The organism is Streptomyces sp. NPDC039462, assembly GCF_055639375.1.
Genome location: NZ_JBVKAO010000001.1, coordinates 1 through 20,137, shown reverse-complemented (window position 1 = coordinate 20,137; position 20,137 = coordinate 1). Strand labels below are relative to the sequence as shown.

The 20,137-nt window shown below is 69.2% G+C and carries 12 protein-coding genes, 1 tRNA gene and 1 rRNA gene; 2 read left to right on the top strand and 12 right to left on the bottom strand.

Annotation, left to right across the window (positions count from 1 at the left end):
- Window positions 1-202 precede the first annotated feature (202 nt).
- From ACZ7LU_RS00070 to ACZ7LU_RS00030, 9 genes are all read right to left on the bottom strand, one after another.
- Window positions 203-673, bottom strand: coding sequence for a Dps family protein (locus ACZ7LU_RS00070; RefSeq protein WP_468305703.1), 471 nt, complete (start codon window positions 671-673; stop codon window positions 203-205).
- Between the two features lie 215 nt (window positions 674-888).
- Window positions 889-1,266 (bottom strand): helix-turn-helix domain-containing protein, encoded by a 378-nt coding sequence (locus ACZ7LU_RS00065; RefSeq protein WP_361166030.1) that lies wholly within the window; start codon window positions 1,264-1,266, stop codon window positions 889-891.
- A 109-nt stretch (window positions 1,267-1,375) separates the two neighbouring features.
- The gene (locus ACZ7LU_RS00060) at window positions 1,376-1,954 is read right to left on the bottom strand and encodes a CinA family protein (RefSeq protein WP_471916442.1); all 579 of its coding nucleotides are present in this window, start codon (window positions 1,952-1,954) and stop codon (window positions 1,376-1,378) included.
- Between the two features lie 83 nt (window positions 1,955-2,037).
- Window positions 2,038-2,736 (bottom strand): CDP-diacylglycerol--glycerol-3-phosphate 3-phosphatidyltransferase, encoded by a 699-nt coding sequence (gene pgsA, locus ACZ7LU_RS00055; protein ID WP_471915162.1) that lies wholly within the window; start codon window positions 2,734-2,736, stop codon window positions 2,038-2,040.
- Window positions 2,733-4,205 (bottom strand): 30S ribosomal protein S12 methylthiotransferase RimO, encoded by a 1,473-nt coding sequence (gene rimO / locus ACZ7LU_RS00050; protein WP_468085048.1) that lies wholly within the window; start codon window positions 4,203-4,205, stop codon window positions 2,733-2,735. Before rimO ends, pgsA begins: the two co-directional genes overlap by 4 nt.
- A 149-nt stretch (window positions 4,206-4,354) precedes the next feature.
- A complete protein-coding gene (locus tag ACZ7LU_RS00045; protein ID WP_468085047.1) occupies window positions 4,355-5,287 on the bottom strand; it encodes a helix-turn-helix domain-containing protein in 933 nt (310 codons plus the stop codon).
- A 212-nt stretch (window positions 5,288-5,499) separates the two neighbouring features.
- On the bottom strand, window positions 5,500-8,322 hold the full coding sequence (locus ACZ7LU_RS00040) for a DNA translocase FtsK (protein ID WP_471915161.1): 2,823 nt from the start codon (window positions 8,320-8,322) through the stop codon (window positions 5,500-5,502).
- Between the two features lie 146 nt (window positions 8,323-8,468).
- Complete coding sequence (locus ACZ7LU_RS00035) at window positions 8,469-9,152, bottom strand: response regulator (RefSeq protein ID WP_069886868.1); 684 nt, start codon at window positions 9,150-9,152, stop codon at window positions 8,469-8,471.
- A 244-nt stretch (window positions 9,153-9,396) separates the two neighbouring features.
- Window positions 9,397-14,805, bottom strand: coding sequence for a HAMP domain-containing protein (locus ACZ7LU_RS00030; protein ID WP_398304915.1), 5,409 nt, complete (start codon window positions 14,803-14,805; stop codon window positions 9,397-9,399).
- A 446-nt stretch (window positions 14,806-15,251) separates the two neighbouring features.
- Between ACZ7LU_RS00030 and ACZ7LU_RS00025 the strand changes: the two genes are divergently transcribed.
- Complete coding sequence (locus tag ACZ7LU_RS00025; protein WP_468305693.1) at window positions 15,252-17,873, top strand: SpoIIE family protein phosphatase; 2,622 nt, start codon at window positions 15,252-15,254, stop codon at window positions 17,871-17,873.
- 84 nt (window positions 17,874-17,957) lie between these two features.
- Here ACZ7LU_RS00025 and ACZ7LU_RS00020 read toward each other — a convergent pair.
- Window positions 17,958-18,030, bottom strand: a tRNA-Thr gene (locus ACZ7LU_RS00020).
- Window positions 18,031-18,188: 158 nt separating this feature from the next.
- Between ACZ7LU_RS00020 and ACZ7LU_RS00015 the strand changes: the two genes are divergently transcribed.
- A complete protein-coding gene (locus ACZ7LU_RS00015; RefSeq protein WP_471915160.1) occupies window positions 18,189-19,061 on the top strand; it encodes an extracellular catalytic domain type 1 short-chain-length polyhydroxyalkanoate depolymerase in 873 nt (290 codons plus the stop codon).
- 18 nt (window positions 19,062-19,079) lie between these two features.
- On the opposite strand, the gene ACZ7LU_RS00010 is transcribed toward ACZ7LU_RS00015, so the two are convergent.
- Both ACZ7LU_RS00010 and rrf read right to left on the bottom strand, forming a co-directional pair.
- Window positions 19,080-19,751 (bottom strand): DegT/DnrJ/EryC1/StrS family aminotransferase, encoded by a 672-nt coding sequence (locus tag ACZ7LU_RS00010; protein WP_468562846.1) that lies wholly within the window; start codon window positions 19,749-19,751, stop codon window positions 19,080-19,082.
- Between the two features lie 116 nt (window positions 19,752-19,867).
- Window positions 19,868-19,984 (bottom strand): 5S ribosomal RNA (rrf, locus tag ACZ7LU_RS00005).
- Window positions 19,985-20,137: the final 153 nt, after the last annotated feature.

Sequence of the window (20,137 nt, the reverse complement as noted above, 5' to 3'; positions counted from 1 at the left end):
GGAAGCACGAAACCGAGCACGAGACCGGCACACAGCGCACGAACGGCGGACCGCCCACAGAAGCCGCCTCACCCAGCAAACGCCTCACCCAGCAGACGTCTCGCTCAGCAAACGCCTCACCCACCAGCCGCCTCGCCCACCAGACGCCCTCACACAGCACGCCCCGGCCGATTGCATTCCCGGCCGGGGCGTGCCGAACGCGTCAGCTGTTCTCGGCCTGGAACATCCAGTGGTGCTTCTCCAGATCGGCCGAGATCTGGATGAAGATGTCCTGGGTGACCGGGTCCGCCTCACCGGTCGCGTCGATGCGTTCCCGCATCCGGGTGATGACCGCACCCAGCGCGTCCACGAGCGTCCCGACCGCGTCCACGTCCTTGACCCAGCCCTCGGGGACCTTTCCGATCCCGCTGCTCTGCGACACGGTCGCCGCGCGCCCGTCGGGCGAGACGCCGAGCGTGGAGGCGCGCTCCGCGACGGTGTCGGAGTGCTGCCTGGCCGTGTCGACGACGTCGTCGAGCTGCAGGTGCACGGAGCGGAAGCGCGGGCCGACCACGTTCCAGTGGATCTGCTTGGCCACCAGGGACAGGTCGACGAGGTCCACGAGTGCGCCCTGCAGGGCCTCGGAGACCGTCTTCAGATCTCCCTCGGACAGCGGGCTCTTCACGTCGTACATCTGTCTCCTCCAACTCACGAGCGAATGAGGTAAATCCCCACCAACCATGGCATAAAAGCTGCAAATAGGTCGATTCGGGGCCATCCAGCCCCTCGGGTACCACCTCGGCACAACACGTAAAACTCGAAAACCTCTGCTCATACGACGCAGAAGCCCCTACCGGGTACCCGGCAGGGGCTTCCACACACTTCGGAGCTGCTCAGGGCAGCGCCGCGTCACGCGGCGACGACGTCGACCGCCTCCGCGGGTGCCTTGATCGTGACCCGTTCCGGTGGCACTCCGGCCACGGAGACGGAATTGAGCATCGAGCGAACCGGTGCGCGCACCGGCTCGGGGACTGCTGCTGCAGACTCAGCCAGCTCGGCGAGCGACAGTTCGTCGCTCACTTCACGCATGAGCTCGGACATCCGTACGTCAAGCGCGTCGCAGATCGCGGAAAGCAGCTCGGAGGAAGCCTCCTTCTGCCCCCGCTCCACCTCGGAGAGATAGCCGAGCGAGACTCGGGCGGACGAGGAGACTTCGCGCAGAGTACGGCCCTGGCGCTGGCGCTGCCGACGCAGCACGTCACCCAGCAGGCGACGGAGCAGAATCATCGGTGGCTCCCTCCTCGGACCGCGTAGCCGCATCCTTCACGCCCCACCGTACCGCCTTGCGCGGCGGCCGTGCGGGGAGCGATGTCGTGTTCACTCAGGGCTGCAAACATCAATTCCCCCCGTTCTGTTCCGTATCCTGTGCCCGCCCATTCTCGGCACGTTCTCCGGATAGCTGCTCGAGAAGCAACGTGAGCACGCTCCGTACACTCTCCATACGGATTTCCGAACGGTCACCGTTCAACCGCAGGGCGGCAACTTTCCCACGCGGTCCGCCATCGGCGTAACCGCGCATGCTTTCGACTTCTGACTCGGTAACCACGGTTTCCGGCCTCGAAACCGCGATATCCGGCCCCGAAATCGCCACATACACCGTTCCGACCGGCTGTCCGTCCTGCGGGTCGGGCCCGGCGACCCCGGTGGTCGCCAGTCCCCAGTCCGCGCCGAGCACCTCGCGGACACCGTCCGCCATCTGCCGCGCGACCTCGGGATCCACCGCCCCGCGCTCGTCCAGCAGAGTGCCGTCGACCCCGAGCACGTCCCGCTTCAGATCGGTGGCGTACGCGGTCACGGACCCCCGGAAGACCTTCGAGGCCCCGGGCACCGACGTGATCTCGGCGGCCACCAGGCCCCCGGTCAGCGACTCGGCGACCGCGAGCGTCTCACCGCGCGCGGCCAGCAGACGCACCAGTGCGCTCGCCGGCAGCTCACCGGCCGACTGCACCGACGGCACCGACTGCACCGACAGCTCAGCGCCCGAGACCCCGGGGAACGTCACTTCGCGGCCTCCCGGGCGGACTGAGCGGCCGCCGCACGCGCCTCGGCCATGCCCTGCCTGCGCAGCACGACGGCCTGCTTCACATAGTCGAGCCCGGTCACCACGGTCAGCACCACGGCGACCGCCATCACCCAGAACCGCAGGCTGGCGAGTGGGCCGGTCAGGGCGAGAACGTACATCCCGACGGCGGTGCCCTGCGCCAGCGTCTTCATCTTTCCGCCGCGGCTGGCCGGAATGACCCCGTAACGGATCACCCAGAAACGCAGCAGCGTGATCCCGAGCTCGCGCCCGAGAATCACTCCCGTCACCCACCAGGGCAGGTCGCCGAGCCAGGACAGACAGATCAGCGCGGCCCCCATGATCGCTTTGTCCGCGATGGGGTCGGCGATCTTCCCGAAGTCCGTGACCAGGTTGTACGTGCGCGCCAAGTGGCCGTCGAAGAGGTCGGTGATCATGGCGACGGCGAAGGCGGCCCAGGCGAACGAGCGCCAGGCCGGGTCGTACCCTCCGTTGCCGAGCAGCAGCATCACGAAGCCGGGCACGAGCAGCAGCCGCAGCATGGTCAGCAGGTTCGCGACGTTCCACAGGCTGGCCTGATCGACCGCCGCGGCGCCCAGCTTTCCGCCGCGCACCGGCTTGGCGCTCGAAGCGCCCTGCGCGCCGGAGCCGCCCGCGGATGCCGGGACACCGGTCATCTGCCGGCCTCCTCGAGACACTCAGCCACCAAGTCCACGCCCTCCGTGCCGACGACCTTTGCCACGACCATACGGCCGACCTGCAGCCCGTCATCGGCCGCGGCGCCCGTCAGGCGGATCTGGCCGTCCGTCTCGGGGGCCTGGTGCGCGGCTCTGCCGAGCGGGCCCTCCTCCTCGTCGAGGGACTCGACGAGGACCTCGACGGTCTCGCCGAGCCGCTCGTCGGCACGCTGCGAGGTGAGCTCCTCGGCGAGCCGCGCGATGTGCGCGAGCCGCGCGTCGACGACGTCCTGGTCGAGCTTCTGGTCGTACGTGGCCGCTTCGGTGCCCTCCTCGTCGGAGTACCCGAAGACGCCGATGGCGTCGAGGCGTGCGCCGGTCAGGAACCGCTCCAGCTCCGCGAGGTCCGACTCGCTCTCGCCGGGGAAGCCCACGATGAAGTTGGAGCGCACGCCGGCCTGCGGCGCCTTGCTCCTGATGGTGTCCAGGAGCTCCAGGAAGCGGTCGGTGTCCCCGAAGCGGCGCATGGCGCGCAGCACGCCGGGCGCGGAGTGCTGGAAGGACAGGTCGAAGTACGGGGCGACCTTCTCCGTCGACGTGAGGACGTCGATGAGGCCGGGCCGCATCTCGGCAGGCTGCAGGTAGCTGACGCGCACCCGCTCGATGCCGTCGACGGCGGCCAGCTCGGGCAGGAGCGTCTCCAGGAGCCGGATGTCGCCGAGGTCCTTGCCGTACGAGGTGTTGTTCTCGGAGACGAGCATGACCTCCTTGACGCCCTGCTCGGCGAGCCAGCGGGTCTCACCGAGGACGTCGGAGGGGCGGCGCGAGATGAAGGAGCCGCGGAAGGAAGGAATGGCGCAGAACGAGCAGCGCCGGTCGCAGCCGGAGGCCAGCTTCACCGAGGCGACGGGGCTGGTGCCGAGGCGGCGGCGCAGCGGGGCGCGCGGCCCCGACGCGGGCGCGACGCCCTCGGGCAGGTCCTGCGGCGCCTCCGCGGGGGCGTGCCCGGGCAGGGCGACCCCGGCTCCGGCGGCCTGTCGCTCGGCGGGGCTGATCGGCAGCAGCTTGCGCCGGTCACGCGGGGTGTGGGCCTCGACACTGCCACCGCTGAGGATGGTGTTCAGGCGGTTGGAGATGTCGGAGTAGTCGTCGAAACCGAGCACGCCGTCGGCCTCGGGCAGCGCGTCGGCGAGCTCCTTGCCGTACCGCTCGGCCATGCAGCCGACCGCGACGACGGCCTGGGTCTTGCCGTGGCCCTTCAGGTCATTGGCTTCGAGGAGGGCGTCGACGGAGTCCTTCTTGGCGGCTTCGACGAAGCCGCAGGTGTTGACGACGGCGACATCCGCGTCCTCGGCGTCCTCGACGAGCTGCCAGCCATCCGCCTCCAAGCGGCCTGCGAGCTCCTCCGAGTCCACCTCGTTACGGGCGCAGCCAAGAGTGACAAGGGCGACGGTGCGGCGTTCAGGCATGGTCTCAAGACTACTTCGTCCGCGCCTCGGCACCGGCCGCGAGGGTTACCGGCCGGTCCGCCACCGGCCGCCGGTACGTCACCCGCCCGTCACCGTGTCTCGTGGAGCTCTGCAGGTCGGCGGCTTGTCAGCACCCTTCAGGGGACCGGTCAGCCTGCTTGGGGATCGCCCTTCGTGTAGCTGAGACGCTCCACCGTGCCGGGCTCGAATTCGTTCTCGACCGGCTTTCCGTTCACGTACAGGTTGATCGCGCCCGCGTCGCCGAGGACGAGGTCGATCTTCTGCTTGTCCTGGAACGTCTTGTCCTGGCCCTGCTCCAGGACGCCGTCGAAGAGGGTGCGCCCGCTGTGGTCCTTGGCCGAGATCCAGCTGCGGCCGTCCGCGGCGTCGACCTTGACGGTGACCTTGTCGCGCGGGACACCGGCGATGGCGCTGTCCGACGGGTCGGGCTTGGGGTCGGCGGGCTTGGCGGGCTTGCTGGGCTTCGGCTTCTCCGCGGGCTTGGTGCTCGCGGGAGCGGAGCCCTCGGCGACCGCCTTCGAACCGTCGTCGCCGTCGTCGCCGCTGAACGCGGTGAAGCCGACGAAGCCGATCACCGCGACGATCGCGGCGACCATGGCGGCGGTCCAGTTCGGCCTGCGCGGCTCGGAGCGGATGCGCTCGGCCTCGAAGAGGGGCGCCGCCGGCGTGGGCGCGGGCGGGCGGCCGCCGTGCCCCTCGTCGTACTGCGCGATCAGCGGGGCCGGATCGAGTCCGACGGCGCGCGCCAGGGTCCTGATGTGGCCGCGGGCGTACACGTCGCCGCCGCACCGGGAGAAGTCGTCCTGTTCGATCGCGTGCACGATCGGGATGCGCACGCGCGTGGAGGAGCTGACTTCGTCGACGGTCTGGCCGGCGGCGACACGGGCCTGCTGCAGGACACGGCCGATCGAGGGGCGCTCGGCCGCCTGCTGTTCGCCGGTCCGGGTCTCGTCTGCCGGGATGTTCTCCGCGGCATGGTCAGGGCCGTCCGCGACGTGGTCGGGGCGGTCGAGGCGGTCGTCCGAAGGTCGGTCGTCTTCAGGGGAGTTACCGATGGACACGGGGGCGCCTTTCGAGCGTGTAGCCACCTGCCGGAGGTTCAGTTTAGGCGGGTCTTGAAAGGGTGGGGCAACCGGACGGACGGACTTTGTACGCCATCAGAATGGCCGGACATCCTGATGGTGGGACATCGTGCTCTTCTCTTCCTCAACTTGACGTGTGTCGAGAGGAAACGGTTGCCTGTCGATCCCTTATGGGTGAGCCTCTCCCACCCTTATGGCTGAGCCTCCCCGCGGATCACGGCGAGCACTCCGTCCAGTTCGTCAGGTTTCACGAGAACGTCACGCGCCTTGGAGCCCTCGCTGGGCCCGACGATGGAGCGGGACTCCATCAGGTCCATCAGCCGGCCGGCCTTGGCGAAGCCGACGCGCAGCTTGCGCTGCAGCATGGACGTGGACCCGAACTGGGTGGAGACCACCAGTTCAGCGGCCTGGCACAGCAGGTCGAGGTCGTCGCCGATGTCCTCGTCGATCTCCTTCTTCTGCTTGGTGCCGACGGTGACGTCGTCCCGGAAGACGGGCGCCATCTGGTCCTTGCAGTGCTGCACGACCGCGTGGATCTCGTCCTCGGTGACGAACGCGCCCTGCATACGGACGGGCTTGTTCGCCCCCATCGGCAGGAACAGGCCGTCACCCTTTCCGATGAGCTTCTCCGCACCGGGCTGGTCGAGAATGACGCGGCTGTCGGCGAGGGAGGAGGTCGCGAAGGCGAGCCGCGACGGCACGTTCGCCTTGATCAGGCCGGTCACGACGTCCACGGAGGGCCGCTGGGTGGCGAGCACCAGGTGGATGCCGGCCGCGCGCGCGAGCTGCGTGATGCGGACGATCGAGTCCTCGACGTCGCGCGGCGCGACCATCATCAGGTCGGCGAGCTCGTCGACGATCACCAGCAGGTACGGATAGGGCTGGAGCTCCCGCTCACTGCCCTCGGGCGTCTTGAGCTTGCCCTCGCGGACGGCCTGGTTGAAGTCGTCGATGTGCCGGTAGCCGAACGCCGCGAGGTCGTCGTAGCGCAGATCCATCTCGCGTACGACCCACTGGAGCGCCTCGGCGGCCCGCTTGGGGTTGGTGATGATCGGCGTGATCAGGTGCGGGATGCCCTCGTACGCGGTGAGCTCGACGCGCTTGGGGTCGACGAGGACCATCCGGACGTCCTCGGGCGTCGCTCTTATCATGATCGACGTGATCAGGCAGTTGATGCAGGACGACTTGCCGGATCCCGTGGCACCGGCGACCAGGATGTGCGGCATCTTCGCCATGTTCGCCATGACGTAGCCGCCCTCGACGTCCTTGCCGAGCGCGACGAGCATGGGGTGGTCGTCCTCGGCCGCGTCCGCGAGGCGCAGCACGTCGCCGACGTTGACCATCTCGCGGTCGGTGTTCGGGATCTCGATGCCGACCGCGGACTTGCCGGGGATGGGCGAGATGATCCGGACGTCCGGGGAGGCGACCGCGTACGCGATGTTCTTGGCCAGTGCCGTGATCTTCTCGACCTTCACGGCGGGGCCGAGCTCGATCTCGTAGCGCGTGACGGTCGGGCCGCGCGTGAAGCCGGTGACGGCCGCGTCGACCTTGAACTCGGTGAAGACGTTCGTCAGCGAGTGCACGACCGCGTCGTTGGCGGCGCTGCGGGTCTTGCCCGGGCCACCCCGCTCCAGGAGATCGAGCGAGGGAAGCGCGTAGGTGATGTCCCCGGCGAGCTGCAGCTGCTCGGCGCGCGGCGGCAGCTCGCGCTCGGGCTCGGGCGCGGCCTTGGTGAGGTCCGGTACGGGCCCGGAGGCGCCGCCCGCCCTGTCGGCGCCGTCAGCGGGCTTCTGCGGCTTCTTCTTGAGCTTGCCGGGCACCGGCGCGTCCGTGGCGCGCGCGGTCGGTACAGGGGCCGTGTGCTCCCGTTCCTCGCGCTGTTCCCGCTCCCCCGACACGCCCTGCGTCAGATCGGCGACCAGCGGCGACGGCGGCATGCCGTGCATCACCGCGCCGTCCAGGGCGGCCGCCGCGGCGGCGGCCACGTCCACGGCGTCCATCGGCCGGTCCATGTCCGGCTGTACGGGGGCCCGGCGCGGCCTGCGACGGGTGGAGAGCGCCTGCTCCTCGGCCTGGTCGGGGTCGTACTGGCCGGGGGCGGGGCCGCGGCGGCGCGAGGGACGGGCGGGCAGCGCCTCGCGCCACTGTTCCTCGTAGCGCTCGTCGTCCGTGTACTCGTAGGCCTCGTAGCCCTCGTAGCCCTCGACGGACTCGGGTGCCGGCTGGATCACGCCGAGCCTGACGCCGAGCAGCCTCAGCCGCTGCGGGATGGCGTTGACGGGCGTCGCCGTGACGACGAGCAGCCCGAAGACGGTGAGGAGCACCAGGAGCGGCACCGCGAGGATCTCGCCCATGGTGAAGATCAGGGGGGTGGAGGCGCCCCAGCCGATGAGGCCGCCGGCGTCCCTTATCGCCTGCATGCCGTCGCTGCGGGCCGGTGAGCCGCAGGCGACGTGGACCTGGCCGAGCACGCCGATGACGAGGGCGGACAGGCCGATCACGATGCGGCCGTTCGCCTCGGGCTTCTCCGGGTGTCGGATGAGGCGGACGGCGATGGTGCCGAGCAGCAGCGGCACGAGCAGGTCCAGGCGGCCGAAGGCGCCGGTCACCAGGATCTCGACGAGGTCGCCGACCGGGCCGCGGAGGTTCGACCAGGTGCCCGCGGCGACGATCAGCGCCAGGCCGAGCAGCAGGAGCGCGAGGCCGTCCTTGCGGTGGGCGGGGTCGAGGCCCTTGGCGCCGCGTCCTATGCCGCGGAACATCGCGCCGACCCCGTGCGCCAGGCCCAGCCAGACGGCGCGCACGAGCCGGTACACGCCCCCTGTGGGGCTGGGCGCCGCTTTGGGCGCGGGCTTCGCGGCGATCTTCTTGGCCGGTGCCTTCTTCGCGGGCGCCTTCTTCGCCGCGGCTTTCTTCGCGGGCGGTCTGGCAGCGGCCTTCTTCGCCGGAGCCTTTGTCGGCGCGGCCGCCTTCTTCGCGGGCGTCTTCTTGGCTGCGGGCTGACGTGAGGCCATGGGTGTGAGGTTACCGTTGCCGACCACTGTGGACACGTGTGCCTACTGCTTCACCCGTTCGTGTCGTCCCTGCGGAGGCCGAGAACTGACGGTGGTTCACCGGGTGGACCCGGCACGAAACCTCGTCAGTGAGGCTCCGTGCCGCGTCAGTTCTGCGAGGGGACCGAGGGGGCACCGCTGCCGGTGCCCGGCTCCAGGGCGTCAAGAGCCCGCCGCAGACCGGTCAGTTTGCGTTCGAGATGGGCGGCGGTGGCGACCGCCGCCGCGTCCGCCGACTCGTCGTCGAGCTGTTTGGACAGCGCCTCGGCCTGCTCCTCGACCGCGGCGAGCCGCGCCGACAGCTCCGCGAGCAGACCCGCGGGCTCCTTCGCGTCCCCGGCCGCGGCCTTGCCGCCGCCCTCGAGCTGGAGACGCAGCAGCGCCGCCTGCTCCCGCAGTTGGCAGTTCTTCATGTACAGCTCGACGAACACCGACACCTTCGCGCGCAGCACCCACGGGTCGAACGGCTTGGAGATGTAGTCCACCGCGCCGGCGGCATAGCCGCGGAAGGTGTGATGCGGCCCGTGGTTGATGGCGGTGAGGAAGATGATCGGGATGTCCCGGGTCCGCTCCCGCCGCTTGATGTGCGCCGCGGTTTCGAAACCGTCCATTCCCGGCATCTGGACGTCCAGCAGAATGACCGCGAAGTCGTCCGTGAGTAGTGCTTTGAGCGCTTCCTCCCCGGACGATGCCCGCACCAGTGTCTGATCGAGCGCAGAGAGGATGGCCTCCAGCGCCAGCAGATTCTCCGGCCGGTCATCGACCAGGAGGATCTTGGCCTTCTGCACCATGGCCCGCCCTCCTCGCCCCGGCGGTACACCGGGCGCCGCCCCAGGGGACGACTCCCTTGCGCCGCCCGTCCTTGTGCCGGTCATCGTAGCCGCACCCCGCTTGTCGCCACACCCTGTCACCGCGATGTCACTGTGCACGTAGCAGAAACGCGGTGGGAGACCAGAAGGTTCCCCGAATACCGCGGTTCTACACGACCTCGGCCACACTCTGTCAGCAACTCCGTGTGACGACGCCGGTTCTCGGTCACTGAGCGCGCATCCACTGCTCCATCACCGACAACAGATGATCCGGGTCGACCGGCTTCGTGACGTAATCGGAAGCTCCGGAGTCGATCGCCTTCTCCCGGTCGCCCTTCATCGCCTTCGCTGTGAGCGCGATGATCGGGAGTCCGGCGAACTGCGGCATCCTGCGGATCGCCGTCGTCGTCGCGTACCCGTCCATCTCCGGCATCATGATGTCCATCAGAACGACCGTCACGTCGTCGTGCTGTTCCAGCACCTCGATGCCCTCGCGGCCGTTCTCCGCGTACAGCACCGCCAGACCGTGCTGCTCCAGGACGCTGGTGAGCGCGAAGACGTTGCGGATGTCGTCGTCGACGATCAGGACCTTCTCGCCGCCGAACTGGAAACCGGTCCGCGGCGCGACCGGTGTCTCCTGACCCGCGTTGGGCCACGGCTCCTGCGTCCGCTGGGCCTCCGGGGCGCCGGGGGCCGGCTGTCCCGGCAGCGACGAGGGCTCCTGGACGGGCGCGGCACGGCGCCTCCTCCGGAACAGCGCGGCAGGGCTCGTGGGCTCCTCGCGGTGCGCCGGGGGCGCCGGCTGCCGCTCCGCTTCCTCGGCCGCCGGCGCCTCCTCCAGGGCGGGCAGCTCGCGCGACTGCGGCGCGGGCGCCAGCTGGGCGTAACCCTGGGGCGGCAGTTCGCTCGGGTGCAGCGGCAAATAGAGCGTGAAGGTGGAACCGCGGCCCGGCTCGCTCTGCGCGTGGATCTCGCCACCGAGCAGCCGTGCGATCTCCCGGCTGATGGAGAGCCCGAGGCCGGTGCCGCCGTACTTCCTGCTGGTCGTGCCGTCGGCCTGCTTGAACGCCTCGAAGATGACCCGCATCTTGCTGGCCGCGATGCCGATGCCGGTGTCCGTCACCGAGAAGGCGATCAGGTCGGCGTCGGCGTCACGCAGCGAGCCGGCCTCCAGGAGCTGTTCGCGGATCGCGTTGGGCACGTCGTTGCTGGCGTGCCGGATCACCAGCTCGACCGCTCCGGAGTCGGTGAACTTCACCGCGTTGGACAGGAGGTTGCGCAGCACCTGCAGCAGGCGCTGTTCGTCCGTGTGCAGCGTCGCGGGCAGCTCCGGAGAGACCCGTACGGAGAAGTCGAGGCCCTTCTCGGCGGTCAGCGGCCGGAAAGTGGCCTCTACGTAGTCGACGAGTTGGACGAGCGCGATGCGCGTCGGGGAGACGTCCATCTTGCCCGCCTCGACCTTCGACAGGTCGAGGATGTCGTTGATCAGCTGCAGCAGGTCCGAGCCCGCCCCGTGGATCGTCTCGGCGAACTCGACCTGCTTCGGGGTGAGGTTCGCGTCGGCGTTGTCCGCGAGCAACTTGGCGAGGATCAACAGGGAGTTGAGCGGTGTGCGCAGCTCGTGCGACATGTTCGCGAGGAACTCGGACTTGTAGCGCATCGAGACCGCGAGCTGTTCGGCCCGCTCCTCCAGGACCTGCCTGGCCTCTTCGATCTCGGTGTTCTTGACCTCGATGTCACGGTTCTGCTGGGCGAGCAGCTCGGCCTTCTCCTCCAGCTCCGCGTTCGAGTCCTGGAGCGCCTTCTGCCGGCTCTCCAACTCCGCGGAGCGCTCCCGCAGTTGCTCGGTCAGCTTCTGCGACTGCTTGAGCAGCACCTCGGTCTTCGTATTGACGCTGATCGTGTTGACGCTCGTCGCGATCATCTCGGCGATCTGGCTGAGGAAGTCCTTCTGGATCTGCGTGAAGGGCTGGAAGGCAGCCAGCTCGATCACGCCGAGGACGGTCCCTTCGAAGAGCACCGGCAACACGATGACCTGCGCGGGCGGCGCCTCACCGAGGCCGGACGCGATCCGCAGATAGCCGGAGGGCGCGTTCTCCACGAGGATGGTGCGCCGCTCCTTGGCGGCCGTCCCGATGAGGGTCTCGCCGGGCCGGAAGGACGTCGGCATGGACCCCATGGAGTAGCCGTAACTGCCGAGCATCCGCAGTTCGTACGCGTCCTCCTGGTCGCCCCCGAGGTCCTGGGCGTCGTCCGTCGGCATCGCGAGGAAGAACGCGCCGTGCTGCGCGGAGACGACGGGCGTCAGCTCGCTCATGATCAGCGAGGCGACGTCCTCCAGGTCCCGGCGGCCCTGCATCAGGCCGGAGATCCGCGCGAGGTTGCCCTTGAGCCAGTCCTGCTCCTTGTTGGCCAGGGTCGTGTCGCGGAGGTTCGCGATCATCGTGTTGATGTTGTCTTGGAGGGCCTGGATCTCACCCGCCGCGTCGACCTCGATCTTCAGGTTGAGGTCGCCTCGGGTCACCGCGGTGGCGACCTTCGCGATGGCGCGCACCTGACGGGTCAGGTTTCCGGCCATCTCGTTCACGGACTCGGTGAGGTCGCGCCACGTGCCGTCGACGTCCCGCACGCGTGCCTGACCGCCCAGCTGGCCCTCGGTGCCCACCTCGCGGGCCACGCGGGTCACCTGCTCGGCGAAGGACGACAGCTGGTCGACCATCGTGTTGATGGTGGTCTTGAGCTCCAGGATCTCGCCCCGGGCGTCGATGTCGATCTTCTTGGTCAGGTCGCCCTTGGCGATCGCGGTGGTGACCATCGCGATGTTGCGGACCTGGCCGGTGAGGTTGGACGCCATCGAGTTCACGGACTCGGTGAGGTCCTTCCACGTACCGGAGACGCCCGGCACGCGCGCCTGGCCGCCCAGGATGCCGTCCGTGCCCACCTCGCGGGCCACGCGCGTGACCTCGTCGGCGAACGAACTCAGCGTCGTCACCATGGTGTTCACCGTGTCGGCGAGCTGCGCGACCTCGCCGCGCGCCTCGACCGTGACCTTCTTGGTGAGGTCGCCGTTGGCGACCGCCGCCGAGACCTGGGAGATGTTCCGCACCTGGCTGGTCAGGTTGTTGGCCATCAGGTTGACGTTGTCGCTCAGGTCCTTCCAGATGCCCGTGACACCCGGCACGCGCGCCTGCCCGCCCAACTGGCCCTCCGTGCCCACCTCACGGGCCACACGCGTGACCTGCTCGGCGAACGAGGACAGCTGGTCGACCATCGTGTTGACGGTCGTGACGAGTTCGAGGATCTCGCCCTTCGCGTCGACGGTGATCTTCTTGGAGAGGTCGCCCATGGCGACGGCCGTCGTGACCTCGGCGATGTTCCGCACCTGCAAGGTGAGGTTGTTCGCCATGCCGTTCACGGACTGCGTGAGGTCCTTCCAGGTGCCCGAGACGCCCTGGACCTCGGCCTGACCGCCCAGGATGCCGTCGGTGCCCACCTCGCGGGAGACCCGCGTGACCTGCTCGGCGAAGGCGGAGAGCTGGTCCACCATCGTGTTCAGGGTGTTCTTCAGCTCGAGGATCTCGCCCCGCGCGTCCACGTCGATCTTCTGCGACAGGTCACCGCGGGCCACCGCCGTCGCGACCTGCGCGATGTTCCGCACCTGCGCGGTGAGGTTCCCTGCCATGCCGTTCACGGAGTCCGTCAGATCGCGCCACACACCGGCCACGCCGGGCACCTGCGCCTGACCGCCGAGACGCCCCTCGGTACCCACCTCGCGGGCCACCCGGGTCACCTGGTCCGCGAAGGCGGAGAGCTGGTCGACCATCGTGTTGATGGTGTTCTTCAGCTCCAGGATCTCGCCGCGCGCGTCGACCTCGATCTTCTGCGAGAGGTCACCGCGCGCCACGGCCGTCGTCACCTGCGCGATCTGACGCACCTGCGACGTCAGGTTCCCCGCCATGAAGTTGACGGAGTCCGTGAGGTCCTTCCACGTACCGCTCACGCCGTCAACCCGGGCCTGACCGCCGAGGCGGCCCTCGGTGCCCACGTCACGGGCCATCCGCGTGACCTGGTCGGCGAAGGACGACAGCTGGTCCACCATCGTGTTCACGGTGTTCTTCAGCTGGAGCATCTCTCCGGAGACGTCCACCGTGACCTTCTGCGACAGATCGCCGTTCGCGACCGCCGTCGTCACCTGGGCGATGTTCCGCACCTGTCCGGTGAGGTTGCGGAAGGCGGTGTTCACCGAGTCGGTGAGGTCCTTCCACGTACCGGCCGCGCCCTGCACCTGCGCCTGGCCGCCGAGCTCACCCTCGACACCGATCTCCCGCGCCACCCGCGTCACTTCGGAACCGAAGGCCGAGAGCTGGTCGACCATCGTGTTGACGGTGTTCTTCAGCTCGAGCATCTCGCCCGCGACATCGACGGTGACCTTCTGCGACAGGTCGCCGTTCGCGACCGCCGTCGTCACCGTCGCGATGTCCCGCACCTGCGTGGTGAGGTTGCGGAAGACCGTGTTGACCGAGTCGGTCAAATCCTTCCAAGTGCCCGCGGCGCCCGGCACATTGGCCTGACCGCCGAGCTGGCCCTCGGCCCCGACCTCGTTCGCCACGCGGGTGATCTCGTCCGCGAATGTACGGAGCGTCTCGGTCATCTGGTTGATCGTCTCGGCGAGCTGGGCGACCTCGCCGCGCGCGCTCACCGTCACCTTCCGGGACAGGTCACCGCTCGCGACCGCCGTGGTGACCTCGGCGATCCCGCGCACCTGGGCGGTGAGATTGCCGGCCATCAGGTTCACCGAGTCGGTGAGGTCCTTCCACACACCCGCCACACCCGGCACCTGCGCCTGGCCGCCGAGCTCGCCCTCCGTGCCGACCTCCCGGGCGACGCGCGTCACCTCGGAGGAGAACGACGACAGCTGGTCCACCATCGTGTTGACGGTGTTCTTCAGCTCCAGCATCTCGCCCGCGACATGGACGGTGACCTTCCGCGACAGGTCGCCCTTCGCCACCGCCGTCGTCACCAGCGCGATGTCCCGCACCTGGGCGGTCAGCCGGTACGCCATGGTGTTCACGGAGTCCGTGAGGTCCTTCCACGACCCGGACATCCCGCGCACCCTGGCCTGCCCGCCGAGCTTGCCCTCGGTGCCGACCTCGCTGGCCACCCGCGTGACCTCGTCCGTGAACGTGGAGAGCTGGTCGACGAGGTTGTTCACCGTCCGCCCGACCTTCAGGAACTCCCCGCGCAGCGGATGACCGTTTCCGTCGGCACCCTGCGCCCGCAACTCCATGCGCTGCTCAAGGTCACCCTCCGCCACCGCGGAGAGGACCCGGCCCACCTCGGAGACCGGTCGTACGAGATCGTCGACGAGCGCGTTCGACGCGTCGATCGCGGCGGCCCAGGAGCCCTCGCTCGCTCCGGTCTCGAGCCGTTCCGTGAGTTTTCCCTCACGTCCAACCGTGCGCCGCACCCTCGAAAGCTCGCCCGTCAGGTGCAGATTCCGGTCGGCCACCTCGTTGAAAACGGCCGCGATCTCCGACATGACGTCGTCACCGGAGACCGTGAGCCGCTTGCGGAAGTTGCCGTCCCGCATCGCCACCAGGGCCGCGAGCAGCCTGTTCAGAGCCGCAGCGTCCACCGAAGCCGTCGTCCCGTTGCGCGGTTTGCGCTGTTTGTTCAGGGACTGTCCGTCTTTCGCGCGCGTGTTTGTGCCCCGCGTCGCTGCGCCAGACTCCACTGTGTCCCTCCCGCAAGGGTCGACCGGTACTGCTCGGGTTGTTCTGACCTGTCCCATGAAGCTTGCCCAGTGTTTCACCATGGCCGAACCAGGCCATAACAGTTCGGCAGCTTCGCACACCGTCCGCACACCCTCCGGGCGGAAACACTGACGACCGGCATCAGCATGGACGGCGAAGGTAAGTAACCTTGCATCCGGCTGTCCAACCACCCCGGTCCTGCCCGGCCAGGGCGGTGGTACACGAAACAAGCGGGCATCGGAGGGGCGGCCGCACCATGGGTTCGGGAGAACTGGGCGTCGAGACAATCGCCACTGTCGACGCCGTCGATACTCGTACGAGGAGTGCTGTGATCACCGCGCGTGCGGCTGCCACCTTCGAACCCGTCGGGCGTTCCGTCGCGACGGCCCGCTCCTTCGTGCGCGACACCCTCCAGGGCTGGGGGTTCTCCGACATCGTCGACGACGCCGTCGTCCTCACCAGCGAGCTCGTCACGAACGCCGTGGTGCACGCCGGCACCGCCGCCGACGTCGAGTGCCTGCGCAGCGAGGACGCCGTCCGCATCGAGGTCTCCGACCGCTATCCGGAACGCGAGATCCCGCTTCAGCAGTCCTCCGTCAACATGGGCAGCCCGGACCGCGAGGGCGGCCGCGGCCTCCAGCTCTGCGCCGCACTCGCCACCCGCTGGGGCGTCGACTACAGCCCCACCCACAAGCAGGTCTGGTTCCAGCTCGACCTGCCCCACCGCCCCGTGGGCACCCGCACCGCGGGCCCCTCGCTCCCGGCCGACCTGCTGCCCATCGCCGACGGCAGGGTCCGCGTCGCCGTCATCCAGATCGACCGCCTCGGCGCGATCTCCGCCTGGAACGAAGACGCCGGAGAGCTCTTCGGGTACGCCGCCGAGCAGGTCATGGGCAAGCCGCTCATGGACCTCGCGGCCTGGCCGCACACGCCGGGCACCAGCACCGGCATCGCCGAGGCACTGCGGCTCTCCCGCTGGGAGGGCAGCTACGGCGTCCGCGGCGCCCACGGCCGCGTCATCCCTGTCTACGCCTCGCACCTGCGCGTCCGCGACGCCGACGGCGAACCGTCCACGGTCTGCCTGCTCGTGCGCGACGACGAGCGCGCCGTGCTCCAGACCCCGCTGCGTGGCGCCGCCCCGGAGCCGGGCGCCCGCAGCGAGTCGCACACCGCGGACCCCTTCGAGGTGTTCATCGGCTCCCCCGCCCCCGACGACCTCGACGGACTGCTCCAGCGCACCGTGGAGCGCGCCCGCGACATGCTCGACGGCGACGCGGCCTTCCTCCTCCTCGCCACCGACGACGAGACGGAGCTGGAGGTCCGCGCCTCCACGGGCCTGCCGTCGGCCCGCCAGCGCTTCGCCCGCGTCCAGGTCGAGTCGGCCCCCGGACGCTACGGCTCCGCCCGCATGCCGGCCGTTCACGAGGATCTGACGGTGGTGCCGGGCGCGGTCCCGCTGCTCGAAGGCACGGGCATGCGCTCCGTCGTCACCGTCCCGCTGAAGGTGGAGGGCCGCCTCACCGGTTCGCTGGGCGTCGCAGCCGAGGCCTCCGGCCGGTACTCGAACGAAGAGGCCCTGCGCCTCCAGTTCGCCGCCGACCGCATCGCCCTGGCCGTGGAGTCCGCGCGCCTCGGCGAGCTGGAGCGGCTCCGCCGCGGCTCGCTCTCCTTCCTCGTCGAGGCCTCCGACCTCCTCGCAGGCACCCTCGACCGCGACCAGACCCTGGCCCTCATGGCCCAGATGACGGTCCCGACACTCGCCACCTGGTGCGCCGTCTACACCATCGCGGACCAGTCGGCCGAGCCCTATCTGTCGTACGTCCTGCACGAGGACGAGGAGCGCATCGACGGCCTCAAGGCCCTGCTCTCCAAGATCGCCCCACCGGATCCGGTGCCGACCCCGGGCGCCCGCGTCTGGGCGGCCCCCTCCGAAGCCGCGCACCAGGCGGCCCTGCGCACCTCCATGCGCAGCGTGGGTCTCGGCGAGCCCATGACGCTGGGCTCGGGCATCGGCACGACGCTCTCCACCGCGTCGGCGGTGGGCGGCGAGACGGTGGTCCTCCCGCTGGTCGCCCGCAACCGCGTCATCGGCATGCTCACCCTCGGTAAGCCCGCCGACGAACACTTCCGCCAAGAGATCCTCGAATTGGCCGAAGATCTCTCCCGCCGGGCGGCCCTCGCCCTCGACAACGCCCGTCTCTACTCCGAGCGCATGGCCATCAGCCAGTCCCTCCAGCGCAGCCTGCTGCCGCCGGGGCTCCCGCAGGTCCCGGGCGTCGAGGTCGAGGTCATCTACCGCGCGGCCGGCGAGGGCAACGAGGTCGGCGGTGACTTCTACGACCTCTTCCCCATCCGCGACGGCGCGTACGGCTTCGCGATCGGCGACGTCTGCGGCACGGGCCCGGAGGCAGCGGCCGTCACGGGTCTCGCCCGGCACGCCCTGCGCCTGCTCGCCCGCGAGGGCTTCGGCGGCCCCGCGGTCCTGGAGCGCCTCAACGCCGCGATCCTCGACGAGGGCTCCCGCAGCCGCTTCCTCACCCTCCTCTACGGCGAGTTGTGGCCCCAAGAGGACGGCTCGGCGGTCCTGAAGATCGTCTGCGCTGGCCATCCGCTGCCGCTCCGCCTCCGCCAGGACGGCACCGTCGAGCCGTACGCAGAACCGCAGCCGCTGCTCGGCGTGATGGACGACCTCGAACTGTACGAGCAGACGATGACGCTCGACCCGGGCGACGTCCTGCTCTGTGTGACGGACGGCGTCACCGAGCGCCGCGAGGGCACCCGCATGCTCGGCGACGACGGCCTGGCGGACGTCCTCACGACCTGCACAGGCCTGACGGCGGGCGCGGTCGCGGCACGCATCATGCGCGCAGTGGAGCGCTTCGCGACGGACGCCCCCTCGGACGACATGGCGATCCTCGCGATGCGGGTCCCCGGCCTCCAGAAGGACTGACCGCGCCGGGGCGCACCGACCGCAGGGTGTGCCCCGGACATGACGAAGGCCTCCGCCCAACTGGGCGGAGGCCTTCATTACTTGAGCCCCCAAGCGGAATCGAACCGCTGACCTTCTCCTTACCATGGAGACGCTCTACCGACTGAGCTATAGGGGCCTGCTGCGCTTCGGGGTTTTTCCCTCGGCAACGGAATAGATCATACCTGAAATCGAAGCTGCCTCGAACCGCCCCTTCCTCTGGACCGCCCTTCCCTGCGCTGCCACTCTGCGCGCATGCCGACCCGAACCGGTACACCTTTGCGGCACGCCTTGCCCATGGCTCTCGCCGCCCTGCTCCTGCCGCTCGCGGCCTGCGGGTCCGACGACGACAACTCGGCCCCGAAGTCCACCAGGAAGCCGGCCGCCGCGGAAACCCCGCGTCCCGGCACCCAGAAGGTCACGATCTCCTGGAAGGGCGAGAAGCGCGTCTATACCGTCCACGCGCCACCCGGCTTCCGCCGCACCGAGAAGCTCCCGCTCGTCATCGCCATGCACCCCTATCCGGGAGACGGCAGAGCCGCTGCCGCGATCAGCGGCCTGAGCGCCAAGGCGGACAGGGAGAACTTCCTCGTCGCCTATCCCGACGGGCTCAACAAAGGCTTCAACGCCATGATCTGCTGCGGCTCCGAGGACGACGTGGGTTTCATCCGTACGATGACGAAGCGGCTGACCGGCACGTGGAACGCCGACCCGGACCGCGTGTACGCCACCGGCATCTCCAACGGCGGCGACATGGCGTACAAACTCGCCGTCGAACTCCCCGACACCTTCGCGGCCATCGCCCCGGTCAGCGGCGGCTATCTCGGGAGCGACGCGGAGGACGCGTCGTACATGCCGAAGACCCCGGTATCGGTGCTGACGTTCCTGGGCGGACTCGACAAGCACTATGCGGCAATGGACGAGGGCATCAAGACCTGGCAGCAACGCCTGTCCTGCAAGCCGGGCCGACCGGACAAACTGAAGAACAACATCAGGAAGACGACGGCGAAGTGCCGTGACGGCTCGGACGTGGTCGTCTACCGGCTGCCGGACATGGGCCACTCCTGGCCGAACGGCGCGGGCGGCGGAATGTCCGACCCGACGGCGGGCGTCGACGCGACGGACCTGATGTGGGAATTCTTCAAGTCCCACAGCAAGGCGGCCTCTTAAAGGCGGGCTCCTAGCGGTTCAGAAGGCCGGCTGCAGAAGCCCACCAAGCGCGTTGCACGCGGACACGACGCGCTGGAGGTCGCGCCGCGTCATCGACGCACCGGCCGGCAGCGCCAGCGTCTCGTCGGCGGCCCGCTCGGTCTCCGGCAGCTGTATGTCCCGCCAGAACCGCGGTGTGCGGTGCACCGGCGTCTTCACCGGCACCCGGCAGTCGATGCCCTTGGCCCGGACGGCACGCGCGAAAGCGTCCCGGTCGGGCCGCCCGTTCCCGGGCACGCGCACGACGTACTCCTGAAAGCTGTGCCCTTCGCCTTCGTCGGGCGTCACGACTCCGCTGAGCCGCCCGCTGAGGTACGCGGCATGCGCACGCCGGAGCTCCAGCCCGTCGGACGGAGTCTCCGACTCGCCCTGCTCCAGCTGCTCCAGGACGAGAAGCCCCTGCCGCTGCCCCAGCTCTCGCAACCGCCGCACGTCGGCCCGGTGACCGAAGCGGTGCACGACCACGACGGCGGCCGTACGCGGGGTCACCACGGCGGCGACGGCATCGGGGTCAAGGCAGTACGTGGTCGGCTCTATGTCAGCGAAGACGGGCATCGCTCCGGCGAGGATCACGTCCTCGGCGACCTCGGCGTTCCCGTAGGCCGGCACGATGACCTCGTCGCCGGTACCGACACCCGCGGCGCGCAACATTCCAACTGTCCCCATGCCTACGGAGGTTGGCTGCGCAACGTGAACGGCAAGTAACGCAAAACAAAAAAGAGCTGGTCCCCGAACCGAAGTTCAGGGACCAGCTCTTATCAAGATGAGTTCGGCGGCGTCCTACTCTCCCACAGGGTCCCCCCTGCAGTACCATCGGCGCTATGAGGCTTAGCTTCCGGGTTCGGAATGTAACCGGGCGTTTCCCTCACGCTATGACCACCGAAACACTATGAAACTGACAACCGCACCGCAGTCGTGGCCCGACATACGGGGTTGTTCGTGGTTTCAGAACCAACACAGTGGACGCGAGCAACTGAGGACAAGCCCTCGGCCTATTAGTACCAGTCACCTCCACCCGTTACCGGGCTTCCAGATCT

Bases quoted from the DNA above. Each gene is read 5' to 3' on its own strand.
- ACZ7LU_RS00015 (WP_471915160.1), top strand. From the start codon at position 18,189: ATGGCTCTCGCCGCCCTGCTCCTGCCGCTCGCGGCCTGCGGGTCCGAC.
- ACZ7LU_RS00065 (WP_361166030.1), bottom strand. From the start codon at position 1,266: ATGATTCTGCTCCGTCGCCTGCTGGGTGACGTGCTGCGTCGGCAGCGC.
- ACZ7LU_RS00010 (WP_468562846.1), bottom strand. From the start codon at position 19,751: ATGTTGCGCGCCGCGGGTGTCGGTACCGGCGACGAGGTCATCGTGCCG.
- ACZ7LU_RS00040 (WP_471915161.1), bottom strand. From the start codon at position 8,322: ATGGCCTCACGTCAGCCCGCAGCCAAGAAGACGCCCGCGAAGAAGGCG.
- ACZ7LU_RS00070 (WP_468305703.1), bottom strand. From the start codon at position 673: ATGTACGACGTGAAGAGCCCGCTGTCCGAGGGAGATCTGAAGACGGTC.
- pgsA (WP_471915162.1), bottom strand. From the start codon at position 2,736: ATGACCGGTGTCCCGGCATCCGCGGGCGGCTCCGGCGCGCAGGGCGCT.
- ACZ7LU_RS00035 (WP_069886868.1), bottom strand. From the start codon at position 9,152: ATGGTGCAGAAGGCCAAGATCCTCCTGGTCGATGACCGGCCGGAGAAT.
- rimO (WP_468085048.1), bottom strand. From the start codon at position 4,205: ATGCCTGAACGCCGCACCGTCGCCCTTGTCACTCTTGGCTGCGCCCGT.